Here is an 11,024-nt window from a genome sequence, read left to right as displayed (position 1 = left end):
CGAACCTTCTGGCGTTTCTGAACTCTCTCTGACTCCCGAGATTTATGTCGTGATCGGCGACGCGCAACGACTGATCACACAAAGGCGACGCAAGCAGACTCGGCATAAAACGCAACTCGGGATAATGGGCCAGGCAGCCGGAGTGAGTTGGGCCTTCGAGCGTGCGCCACGCAGCGTAGCCGTCGCTCATGAGCAAGCCCCTATAGCCCGCGAGGAACCTCTTCGGATGTTCCTGACTGCGCTCCGGCTGGCGCCACCGGCTCCCCGCAGTCCTCGGCACTGCGGTACGCCCACATATAGCTCTTCCTCTGCGCGCTCTTGCCGGGCTCCTTGAGTACCTGCACCGTGGTTTCGTCGCCGTGAATCAGCGGCTGCGAGAGCAGCGTCTTACGCAGCGCTGCGTACAGGCGGCTGTAATGCAGCTCGGCGGGCCGGATGATCCAGTTGGCCAGTGTGCCACGGCCTACCGGAATGTCTGCGCGCGCAAATACGTCTGCCATCCGGTACAGCGGTGTACCGTCGACAAACTTGCCGGCCGTGACGGTGGCGATCACCGACGCGCTGGCATTGCTGCCCGGCAGCGCCTGCAGGCATCGACGCAATCAGGACCGGCGTGCGGTCTGCGTGGCGCTCGCAATGCCGGCATGCGTACTTGAACCACACCTGTTGCAGCACCGACGCCTTGACGTCGATGTGCAACTGCTCGCTGTTATCCTCGCCCATGCGGTGCATACCGTGACCGCAGCAGGCGCAAATCTTCTGGTCCTCGGGCACGTCGTATTCGATGCGCTGGGGCGGCAGGTTGGCCGGCAGCGGTTTGCGCCCGCGCTTGCCGCCTTCCGGCTCGTTGACTTGCGGCAGTCCGGTGTCAGGCAGCGCGAACGCATCATCAGCGTCGTCGTAGGCCTGGGCCATTTGTTCGGCTTCGTTGAACACGCGATCCTTGAGCTTCTCACTGCGGGGCGCAAAGCGCTGGCTTTGTGCAAGCCCCAACTGCTCGTCGAGGGTCTGTATGCGCGGGGCCAGGTCAGCAGTACCCTGCTCAAGCTCACGGATATAGGCTTGGGCGGCCGGCGGAAGTCCAGAGAAGATGTGTGTCCATGCCTCTCACGATAGCGATGAAACCGCCGAAACAGGTTTACGTGCCGCCTTGATATCAATCAAGGTTTGTGTCGATCGTCTCGGGCCGATAGCGGCGGGATGGATGTCGACGAACCGCTTCAATGTCGATGCCCTCAAGCAGCCAATGCAGCTGTTCGGTCGTCAGTTCGATGACGGCCTGCTGCCGGCGCGGCCACACTAACCGGTCTGCTTCCAGGCGGCGCAGCATCAGCCGGAAGCCGTTACGCTCCCACAGCAACAGTTTGATGCGGTTAGCCCGCCGGTTGCTGAACGCGTACACGGCGCGTGCGAGCGGATCGATCTGCATCGACTGCTCAACCAGGTTGACGAGGCTGTGGATCCCAGCCCTGAAGTCGATCGGCTCGCGGTGCAGATAGACTCGCAGCTCCGTATCGAAGCGGAACATCAGCGCGCTCGCAATGCTGCGGTCATCGCCGTCACGAGTGAAGCGTCGCGCCCGGTACACTCGAGCTCAACGAGATCCCCATTGGGAAGCGTCGCCGACAGGCCCGCCAGCGATGCCGGGCGCGGCGAAGGACGAGAAGGTTCACGCTGTGGCGCCGATTCCGATGCGGGTGGCACAGCTCCCCTTGGGACCAACGCCGGGGCCGCGTCGTCGATTGTGACGACTGTCGCGAATGCCGATGGTGCTTGCCCAAGATCGGCATTTGGACAGCAGTACATTCACGCTGCTCTTCCAGGCGCACCCACTTGTGCAACTGGTTCGCATTCACCCCGGCCTTCAGCGACAAGCCAGCCAGCGATGCGCCAGGCAGGCGGCAGGCCTCGATCAGCTTGCGCTTGCCCTCCGGGTTGGATCCATGCTTGCCATCAGCACATGTCCGGATCACCCGCAGGGGGAAAAGTCAAAGTCAGTGTCGGTCATTATCTGCGTCCGCAATCCAAGTCTGCGGGCGCAGCTTGCATCTTCCCGACTACGGAGGCTAGGTGCGCCTTATTTCGCGCTTACTTTACACCTTATATGGTCGCGCCCGGTTTATCAGGCTTTCTTTCAAGTGGTGGCGACGCTGGTAATCGACTGCTTCCGTATATCCAGACTGTCAAACGAGCCAGATGAACTCTAGGCCTTCGATGCAATCTGCTGTCCGGGTTCTAGTTGAACTCTCGGGCTCGAACGTGTGGTGCGTGGGGTGATTCAGGATCTCCTGGCCACGGTCTAACCTAGCGGGGAGGGAAAACGCTGGCTCAGAAAGCGGACGGAATTTCGGTGACGTCTGCCAAACGCCGCCACGCGGTGAAGCGTGCCGCGAGCTGTTTGCGCGCGTTCAGGATCGCGAAAGCCACGCATGCGTCGCTCGCGTTCACGGTCGGCTGATTACCATTTTCGGCACGGCTATTGAGCCGCGCGCTGGCTTTGACAAAGATGTGCTTGACGTAAGCCGGTTCGGGAATCTCGGCAGGCCAAACGGTCATCCCGGCCGCCGCTCGTTTTACCGTGAACTTGGTGGAATCACCCTTGGACGGTATCGAAGCGCTGCATTATCTAGCGCCACTCGGCGACGTAGCGCCATCGTGATACAGGCCAAACGCGTGACTGAGCTTGACGGACGTTATCGGCATTTCGCGGATCACCGCTGGATGCAAGCAAAGGCTTACCGGTCCAAGTCAAATCCCAATTCCGTGGAGCAATATCTGTAGGAGCGGTAAAATTCGATTACCCGGTCGCGAAATGTGAATCGCTGGCAGATACTTCTTACAATCCATTGCGCCAGCCATCCTTAGCGCCCGCAATGTCGCCCGCGCGGCAAGAGAAATGCGTGCGAACTCGCTGACGACCACTCGTAACTTCATTTCATCAGGCGATTGCCAGCATCCTTCTACTCGACGATCAGCCCATGCCGGATCGCGTATCTAATCAACTCGGCGTTGTTGGACAGTCCGAGTTTGCGCATTAATCGCATCTTGTGTGTACTGATAGTTTTCGCACTGAGCGTACATGTCTCGGCGATTTCATTGATGCTCCTGCCCGCCGCGAGCATCTGCAGCACCTGGAATTCGCGATCCGACAGTACTTTATGAGGAGGCACGTCGTCGCGCTGAGTATCGAAGACCATTGCATCGACGAGCTTCGGGTCGAGGAAACGCCCGCCCTCCGCGAGCTTGCGGATCGCTGCGAGCAGCACTTCCGGGTCACTGTCCTTGGTCAGATACCCCGTCGCTCCCGCGCGCAGCGCGCGGGACGCGACCTGAGCCTCATCGTGAATGCTCAGTACGAGCACCGGCAATGAAGGATGTTCCGCCCGTACTCTGCGAATCAGGACGACACCGCTGATGCCTGGCATCGTCATGTCGAGCAACAAAAGGTCGACTGCCCGCGAGCGCAACCCATCGATCACTTCTGACCCCTGTGCCGCTTCCGCCACAACGACGATATCGCTCGTAGTAGCTATGATTTGTCTGAGTCCACCACGGACGATTGCATGATCGTCTGCGATGAGTATCCTGATCATGTTCGAAGTCCGCCATCGAGCGGAATGTGAATTGAAACCATGGTGCCCGCGCCCGGCGCACTTTCGATTGAAAGCGATCCGCCAATCAGCCGCGCGCGTTCGTTCATGCCGAGCAGGCCATATGAATAGTCGCCCCTCACGACTTGCTGGTCGAAGCCGCGGCCATCGTCACGCACCTGCAGCAGGAGCTTCGCCGCCGTCGAAACAAGCGTCACCTCGACATGTGTGGCGACGGCATGCCGCGCGACGTTCGTCAGCGACGCCTGTGCGATGCGGAATAAGGCCGTGGCATGTGAATCGGACAGCGAGGGTTCTCCGCCTTCGATGCACAATTCACACACAATAGCATTCCGGAGGTCGAACTCGTCGACAAGCCATTCAAGGGCAGACGCAATTCCGAAGTTGAGCGCGGCGGGCCGCAAATGACTCGCGACATTTCGCACCATCGAGATCGTGCCTTCGACTAGTTGGCGCATATCGTCGGCTTTTTTTGACGCTTCCGCGTCGTACGCTATACGCATCTTGAGCAGGGACACGTCCATCTTAAGCGCAGTCAGCAATTGCCCCAGTTCGTCGTGAATTTCCATCGCAATGCGCCTTCTTTCTTCTTCGCGAACCGCCTCCATATACGCGGACAGTTCGCGCTGCTCCTCGCGCGATTCGACGAGCTCCTGCTCCATTTGCTTGCGCGCAGTGATGTCGTTCAGGCCAACATAGATCGCCGGAGAATCGTCGTAAGTCGCAACGCGTGCCGTCACCATCGCCCAGAATCGTGTACCGTCAAGACGCCGCAATTTGACTTCTGTATTGCGCAAGCCACCCTTCGTTTGTAGATCCTCGATCAGACGCTCATGCTCGCCACGTTCGGCATAGAAATCGTCGATATTGGCGGACGAGGCTTCTTCCATACCGAAGAGCTCACGCAGCGGCCGGTTTGTGTAAAGGATGTGTCCGTCAGGCATCGACGTGATGCACAGCGGCACCGGACTCGTTTCGACAATCGCGCGAAAGCGAGCCTCGCTTTCCTTGAGACGAGCGTCTGCACGCCTCCCCTCGTCGATCTGCGCCAGCAAGCTCGTGTTGGCATGCGCGAGCTCTTCGGTGCGCAACGAGACGCGGTGCTCCAGATCGTCGCGCGCTGCCGATAGCACCGCTTCCGTCTTCTTTCGCACGGCTACTTCCGCGAGCAGCAGGTGGTTCTGCGCGAGCACCTGCTTGTGCGTCATCCGCAGTTCAAGGTGCACGCCAACGCGAGCCAGCGTCTCATCGACACGTAACGGCTTGGTTACATAATCGGCGCCGCCCACCAAAAAACCTTCGACGCGGTCCGCGTTGCCTGAGAGCGAGGTCATGAATATGACCGGGATGTCGCGCGTGCGCTCATCGTGCTTGAGGCGTCGACAGGTCTCAAAGCCGTCGATGCCTGGCATCTCCACTTCAAGCAGGATCACGTCCGCCTGCGCAAAGACCGCACGCTCGACCGCTTCCGTCCCATCGAGCGCCGTCAGCACCCGAATGCCGTGCGCCTCGAAGCTGTCGACAATCACACCAAGATTCCCCGGCGTATCGTCGACGATAAGAATCGTGCCCTTGTGCGCGACTAAAGCGGCCAAATCGGTCATGATGCGGTGTTTCCTTCGAGATACCGCTCCACGAGTTGCAAGATCGCTTTCCACTCACAGGTTCACGCGAACCGGTTCCTATCCCAAATATTCGCGCGAGTGCCGCCATTGTGGGAGTCCAATATTTGGACCTCGATCCAGAGCCTAGTCTGCGCGCCCTTGCCGGCTTCAAGGTCCGCTGCGACAACGCGCACCGCAGCGTCAAATCCGCCGCACGCTCCACGAATTTTGCGCTTATGCTTGCATTTTCTCTCCCTACTCCGCTCGCGCCATCAGCGTGACTCTGCGCGGCGCGGCCAATTCGTCGATCAGATCTGCCACTTCGCAGAGCGCGCGGAAGTCACAGTCGTCGATCCGATTCGCGTGATTCCGCCGCAAATCGCGAAGTGTTTCGCCAAGGCGCCTGAGCGCGCTGGGGCTACTGTCGCGCAATAGCCAGCAAAGCATCAGATACGCAAGTGCCGTCAAACTGCGCGTCTCGCACCAAGTGTCGAACAGTCGCAGACATATCGCGTCGATCTGCGAGACGACGTTCTCCCTCTCCGACAGATAGCCCATCATAATTCGTCAAGTCGACGTTGCATGTCTTCATGTTCATTATCGACTAGCAGACTTCCTACCGCATTCAGCGCTTACTGCAAAATCAGAGTATGAGATGCTGAATCACGCGTCAGGACATCCTGACGCCATTAGCGCAGAAAGCCCGCCGATAGGTAAACCTTCAATTTCCGCCGCACAAGGGCGATCCGATTCAGGAAGTCCTGACGGCCTCAACCAGCGCTTCCTGAGACAACATTCGTCCGGCTCCGATTGGACGCCCGCACCGATCGCCATACCATCGAATCATCGTAGATCGAGGGGAAAACCATGGCGGCCTACACATCGCTGCGCTCTAAACACGAAAAGCTCGTTGGCCCGACGCGCGATTACTGGGCGGTTGTCCGCCTGCTGGACCACTTCGTTTCACGTGGGAGCATGCCGCCCGCGCATACAGATGGGTCCGCCGACCGGTGCGTGCTCGGTCGACCTCTCTCGCCATGCCAACGCAACGTGGCACGTCTTCTCACCGCCGCCTCATCGTTCAGCGAACCGGGGAAAGAAATATGCACGACGATGCCTTGAGCATTCTGCCGAAGGAAATGATCCAACTTCGCGCGTGGCTCAGCGACTGGTACGACCAGGCATTCGCCGCGGGCTACATTCACCGCCCTTCATTCTCGACGAAGTGACCGCCGACCGGTTGGAAGGCTACTTCAAGGCGGGCCTGACGCAGCCGAAGGCGCAATTTTGTTCTTCGGCGTCGTGCATTGAGCGCAAGCGATGATGTTCGAAGAACTCGGCTCGATGTGCTTGTCGACCGCGAGTGCCGGATGTCGACGTCCGAAGCGTCGTCACGGCTTTGTCCGGTAAGGCCTTGATCAAGCATGCCGCCTGGCTAATCATAGGCCTCACCATTGGCCGGTTCTCAGGGGCGCGATGCAAATTGCTCCGTATATATTTCACCTTGCTCGCGTCGCTTCAGCAAACCGAATTCACTTCTAGCTAACGTACTGTCGTCAACAGCGCAAGCAGGGCGACTGAGCCTTTGCTCCCTGAAAAGTGCGGACAAAAACCGACGATTGCGAACCGAACCCGCGGCATTCACTGGCCGCCGCTCGAAACGGACAGGCCATAACTCGCTTGTTTAGGTGAAACTGCAAGCGATCAACCAAATAGGCGAATAGGTGTACGGATCACATGGCAGAGGAACATACTCCTGATGCGGTTCTGTTGCGTGGAGCGGAATCGGCGTTTCGCGGGCACCCAGCTCGCATGGAAGTGGGTGCGGGGCTGGTGCATGTCCGGCGCCGGAAAACAAAACCCGCAGGCAACTGACTAACGCGACATCATCAGCATACCGACGTTCTGCATCACCCAGACCGTGCCGAGGATCAGGAACGCAGCGGCTAGTATCGTGTAGCAGAGTGAAAGCACGTTCCATCCCTGCCCAGGCGAGAGGGTCAGATGTAGGAAGCACACAAGGTGCACGACAACTTGCACAAAGCCGAGTACGGCGATCGCGATCATAGCCGTAGTTGCATCGAGGGCATCGTACAGCCCGACACCGAATGCGCCGGCCGTAAGTAATACCGAAAGAAAAAAGCCCGCGAGATACCTAGTGAGGCTGCCATGAGACCCCGCGTGAGTCTGCGCATAAGCCATTAGAGCATGCTCCCCAGATAGACAAAAGAAAACACGAAGATCCATACTACGTCGAGGAAGTGCCAGAATAGGCTCAGGCACGTTAGCCGGCGGACCTCCTGCTCACCAAGCTGAGGCACCCGCAACACTTGCATCATTAGTACGAGCATCCACAGCAGGCCGAAGAAAACGTGAATTCCGTGCGCAGCGACGAGCGTAAAGAAGGCTGAGAGAAACGCGCTGCGCTGCGGGCCCGCGCCTTCCGCGATCAGCTGCGAGAACTCGCGAAGTTCGAGCGCGAGGAACGACGCGCCAAGAATGAATGTGATCACGAGCCAACCGAGCACGACACCGCTCCTTGCCCGCGGCACACCCAACATCGCGAAACCATAGGTGATACTAGAAAGCAACAGCACAGAGGTTCCCAGCGCCACGCCGGTTAGATCGAAGAGATCGTGACCCGTAGGGCCACCGGCGAACTGGTGCCTCAGCACACTGAACGTAGCAAAGAGCGCCGCGAACAGCATACAGTCGGTCATCAGATACACCCAGAAGCCGAACACTGAGTGCGATTGTGGATGATCTTGATAATCGACTTCTGAAAAATCTGCGCCAACGGTTTTCTGTAACATCAGTAAGCCTCCTCGGCGACTGAACCGTTAATGCCCATCGGGTCTCTGGTGCCAAACCGCCGTTCTTCGATCTCACGGACCATCGCCGCGGGAATGTAATATCCGTCGTTCTTGTCGAAGCTCTTTATGATCATCGTGAGGACGATCCCAATGAAACCTAGCAAAGCGAGCCACGCGACGTGCCATACGGCCGCGAAACCCAGCACCAAGCTGCACATCCCCGTGAAAAAACCCGCCGATGTATTGGATGGCATATGGATGTCCACGTACTTTGACGCCAGCCCAAGGCCGCGGCCCGTTTCTTTCATGTACGCGAAGGCGTCAATGTCCTCCACTTTCGGAACGAGAGCGAAGTTGTAGACCGCCGGCGGTGAGGAAGTTGCCCATTCGAGCGTGCGCCCATCCCATGGATCGCCTGTCATATCCTTGTATTCGGCCTCATTGCGGTTCACGAATGCCATCACCCACAGCAGAACCTGTAACAGGATCCCCACCGCGATGATCGCCGCGCCGAGCGCCGCAACAATGAAGTATGGTTGCCATTCAGCCACATCATAGTGATTTGTGCGGCGCGTCGCGCCCATGAAGCCGAGCACATAAACAGGTACGAAGGCCACATAAAAGCCGACGAACCAGCACCAGAACGACGCCTTGCCGAGCTTGTCATCGGGCTTGACACCGAACACCTTCGGAAACCAGTACTGCAGGCCAGCTAAATAGCCAAACACCACACCGCCAATAATGGCGTTATGAAAATGAGCGACCAAGAAAAGCGAATTGTGCAGCACAAAGTCCGCGCCCGGAATCGCCATCATCACGCCGGTCATGCCACCGATAGAGAACGTCACCACGAAACCGATGGTCCAGAACACGGGCGCAGCGAATTGAACGCACCCGCGATACATCGTGAATAGCCAATTGAAGATCTTGACGCCGGTTGGAATCGCGATAATCATTGTGGCGATGCCGAAAAATGCGTTGACGTCGGCGCCTGAGCCCATGGTAAAGAAGTGGTGCGCCCAAACAAGAAACGAAAGTAACATGATCGCACACGATGCGTAGACCATCGTCCTGTAACCGAATAGCGGCTTCTTGCAGAAGGTAGCCATCACTTCCGAATAGATGCCGAAAGCGGGCAGCACTAGAATATACACTTCGGGGTGGCCCCACGCCCAAATCAGGTTCAAGTACAACATGGCGTTGCCACCAAGTTCGTTCGTGAAGAAGTGCGTGCCAATGTAACGATCGAGGCCGAGCAGCGCTGCCGCGACCGTGAGAATGGGAAACGTCGCCATGATGAGGACATTCGAGCAGAGCGCCGTCCATGTGAACACGGGCATCTTCATGAGCGACATCCCCGGCGCGCGCATCTTGATGATTGTGACAAAGAAGTTCACGCCCGACATCAAGGTGCCGACACCCGAGAGCTGAATCGCCCATATATAGTAGTCCACTCCAACGCCAGGACTAAATTTCAGCTCGGAAAGCGGCGGATACGCGAGCCAGCCGACCTTCGCGAATTCGCCAGCTACGAGGGACAGATTGATCAACGCCGCGCTGACTGCGGTCAACCAGAAGGAAAGCGAGTTCAGGAACGGAAACGCCACGTCGCGCGCGCCGATCTGCAATGGCACGACGAGATTGAAGAAGCCTACCATGAGCGCCATCGCCATGAAGAAGATCATGATGACGCCATGCGCCGTGAAGATCTGGTCGAAGTGATCCGGCGGCAGATAGCCTGGCGAATTGAACGCCACGGCTTGTTGAAGGCGCATCATTACGGCGTCGGCAAAGCCGCGCACCAACATGAGCACGGCTACAATCATGTACATGACGCCGATGCGCTTGTGGTCCACGCTCGTGAGCCACTCGACCCAGAGGTACTTCCACTTGCCTTCTAAGGTGACCAGCCAGAACACGCCGAGGACAACAAGCGCCATGAACACCGACGCCCCCATGACGATGGGCTGATCGAAAGGCATCGCGTCTAATGTGAGTTTTCCGAACATGGCTGTTTACCCTTTGGTTACGCACGATGATGCAGTGAAATCCGCGACGTTGCCGTTGTTGTATTTGCCGACGATTTTGTCGAAAAGCCTCCGGTCGACCTTCGAGAAGTACTGCACGGGCGCGTTTGCGTGCGGCTGCGTGACCGTTGCGTACCGATCCATCGTAAGCTGGGTCGATGAAGCTTTTACCGTCTCCACCCACGCATCGAAGCCCCGCTGGCTCGTAGCCACCGTACGGAACTTCATATCGGAGAAGCCTTTGCCGCTGTAATTCGACGAGAAGCCCGTGAAGTCGCCCGCTTCGTCGGCGATCAGGTGTAACCGCGTTTGCATGCCGGCCATCGCGTAGACTTGAGTGCCAAGTTGCGGGATGAAGAAAGAGTTCATCACCGAGTCCGACGTGATGCGAAAATTGACCGGCGTGCTGACAGGCACCGCCAATTCGTTCACTGTAGCGATGCCGAGGTCAGGATAGATAAAGAGCCATCTCCAGTCGACCGCGACGACTTCGACGTTGATGGGCTTCACGTCCGATTCCAGTGGTTTATAAGGGTCGAGCTCATGCGTGGTACGCCACGTAAGGATGGCGAGGAATAGAATGATGGCAGCGGGTATGGCCCAGACCACCACTTCAATCGCCGTTGAGTGAACCCAGGTCGGGACGTAGCGTGCGCTGCGGTTCGACGCGCGGTAGCGCCACGCGAAGGTAAGCGTGAGGATAATAACGGGAACTACGATCAGCAGCATGGCCCATGTGGCCGAGGCGATGAGTGATCTCTCCGCCGCGCCTACGCTACCCTTGGGACTCAGGACGAGAAACTTGGGGCTACACCCAGCAAGAGAAACGAACAGCCAACCACCGATAGGGATTAACCACTCCTTAAAAGCTTTCCTCTCTGTCATGCCCATCTTCTCCCAAGTTAACCACTGTACAAGGAGCGAAGCCAGCCGTTCACTGAACCGTCTGTCGCTTGAGATTCGCAACGT

The 11,024-nt window shown here is 58.1% G+C and carries 9 protein-coding genes and 2 pseudogenes; 1 reads left to right on the top strand and 10 read right to left on the bottom strand.

Translation table 11 applies throughout. From position 1 onward, the window contains the following. Positions 1 to 124: 124 nt before the first annotated feature. The 6 genes and pseudogenes from tnpC to ACLFKU_RS31455 all read right to left on the bottom strand — a co-directional run. Positions 125 to 1,056: pseudogene (gene tnpC / locus ACLFKU_RS31480) on the bottom strand (IS66 family transposase); the annotation flags it as partial. Between the two features lie 100 nt (positions 1,057 to 1,156). Then, positions 1,157 to 1,528 (bottom strand): IS66 family insertion sequence element accessory protein TnpB, encoded by a 372-nt coding sequence (tnpB, locus tag ACLFKU_RS31475; protein ID WP_410851708.1) that lies wholly within the window; start codon positions 1,526 to 1,528, stop codon positions 1,157 to 1,159. Positions 1,529 to 2,328: 800 nt separating this feature from the next. Then, positions 2,329 to 2,541, bottom strand: a pseudogene (locus ACLFKU_RS31470) (IS6 family transposase); the annotation flags it as partial. 419 nt (positions 2,542 to 2,960) lie between these two features. Continuing rightward, positions 2,961 to 3,593, bottom strand: a complete 633-nt coding sequence (locus ACLFKU_RS31465) for a response regulator transcription factor (RefSeq protein WP_018435039.1) — start codon at positions 3,591 to 3,593, stop codon at positions 2,961 to 2,963. Continuing rightward, complete coding sequence (locus tag ACLFKU_RS31460) at positions 3,590 to 5,215, bottom strand: response regulator (protein ID WP_410851707.1); 1,626 nt, start codon at positions 5,213 to 5,215, stop codon at positions 3,590 to 3,592. The genes ACLFKU_RS31465 and ACLFKU_RS31460 overlap by 4 nt, the downstream gene beginning before the upstream one ends. Before the next feature lie 255 nt (positions 5,216 to 5,470). Continuing rightward, on the bottom strand, positions 5,471 to 5,776 hold the full coding sequence (locus ACLFKU_RS31455) for a hypothetical protein (protein ID WP_410851706.1): 306 nt from the start codon (positions 5,774 to 5,776) through the stop codon (positions 5,471 to 5,473). A gap of 542 nt (positions 5,777 to 6,318) precedes the next feature. Between ACLFKU_RS31455 and ACLFKU_RS31450 the strand changes: the two genes are divergently transcribed. Beyond that, positions 6,319 to 6,444: a hypothetical protein gene (locus tag ACLFKU_RS31450; protein WP_410851705.1), complete on the top strand. Its 126-nt coding sequence runs from the start codon at positions 6,319 to 6,321 to the stop codon at positions 6,442 to 6,444. Positions 6,445 to 7,090: 646 nt separating this feature from the next. Here the strand turns inward: ACLFKU_RS31450 and cyoD are convergent. From cyoD to cyoA, 4 genes are read right to left on the bottom strand one after another with little or no spacing between them, the layout of a single operon-like run. After that, the gene (cyoD, locus tag ACLFKU_RS31445) at positions 7,091 to 7,417 is read right to left on the bottom strand and encodes a cytochrome o ubiquinol oxidase subunit IV (protein ID WP_184228262.1); all 327 of its coding nucleotides are present in this window, start codon (positions 7,415 to 7,417) and stop codon (positions 7,091 to 7,093) included. Beyond that, positions 7,417 to 8,028 (bottom strand): cytochrome o ubiquinol oxidase subunit III, encoded by a 612-nt coding sequence (cyoC, locus tag ACLFKU_RS31440; RefSeq protein WP_018435035.1) that lies wholly within the window; start codon positions 8,026 to 8,028, stop codon positions 7,417 to 7,419. Before cyoC ends, cyoD begins: the two co-directional genes overlap by 1 nt. Continuing rightward, positions 8,028 to 10,037, bottom strand: coding sequence for a cytochrome o ubiquinol oxidase subunit I (gene cyoB / locus ACLFKU_RS31435; RefSeq protein ID WP_410851704.1), 2,010 nt, complete (start codon positions 10,035 to 10,037; stop codon positions 8,028 to 8,030). Before cyoB ends, cyoC begins: the two co-directional genes overlap by 1 nt. A 6-nt stretch (positions 10,038 to 10,043) precedes the next feature. After that, positions 10,044 to 10,940 carry a ubiquinol oxidase subunit II gene (cyoA, locus tag ACLFKU_RS31430; RefSeq protein WP_410851703.1) on the bottom strand — a complete coding sequence of 299 codons (897 nt, stop codon included), beginning with the start codon at positions 10,938 to 10,940 and terminating at the stop codon, positions 10,044 to 10,046. Between the last annotated feature and the right edge of the window lie 84 nt (positions 10,941 to 11,024).

The organism is Paraburkholderia sp. EG304, assembly GCF_046543485.1.
Classification (GTDB): Bacteria; Pseudomonadota; Gammaproteobacteria; order Burkholderiales; family Burkholderiaceae; genus Paraburkholderia; species Paraburkholderia youngii.
Note: the sequence above shows the minus strand (reverse complement) of the source record. Positions and strands in the feature narration are given on the sequence as shown.

Excerpts from the sequence above, each read along its gene's own strand:
- tnpB (WP_410851708.1), bottom strand. The coding sequence starts at position 1,528 with ATGTTCCGCTTCGATACGGAGCTGCGAGTCTATCTGCACCGCGAGCCG.
- ACLFKU_RS31465 (WP_018435039.1), bottom strand. The coding sequence starts at position 3,593 with ATGATCAGGATACTCATCGCAGACGATCATGCAATCGTCCGTGGTGGA.
- ACLFKU_RS31460 (WP_410851707.1), bottom strand. The coding sequence starts at position 5,215 with ATGACCGATTTGGCCGCTTTAGTCGCGCACAAGGGCACGATTCTTATC.
- ACLFKU_RS31455 (WP_410851706.1), bottom strand. The coding sequence starts at position 5,776 with ATGATGGGCTATCTGTCGGAGAGGGAGAACGTCGTCTCGCAGATCGAC.
- ACLFKU_RS31450 (WP_410851705.1), top strand. The coding sequence starts at position 6,319 with ATGCACGACGATGCCTTGAGCATTCTGCCGAAGGAAATGATCCAACTT.
- cyoD (WP_184228262.1), bottom strand. The coding sequence starts at position 7,417 with ATGGCTTATGCGCAGACTCACGCGGGGTCTCATGGCAGCCTCACTAGG.
- cyoC (WP_018435035.1), bottom strand. The coding sequence starts at position 8,028 with ATGTTACAGAAAACCGTTGGCGCAGATTTTTCAGAAGTCGATTATCAA.
- cyoB (WP_410851704.1), bottom strand. The coding sequence starts at position 10,037 with ATGTTCGGAAAACTCACATTAGACGCGATGCCTTTCGATCAGCCCATC.
- cyoA (WP_410851703.1), bottom strand. The coding sequence starts at position 10,940 with ATGACAGAGAGGAAAGCTTTTAAGGAGTGGTTAATCCCTATCGGTGGT.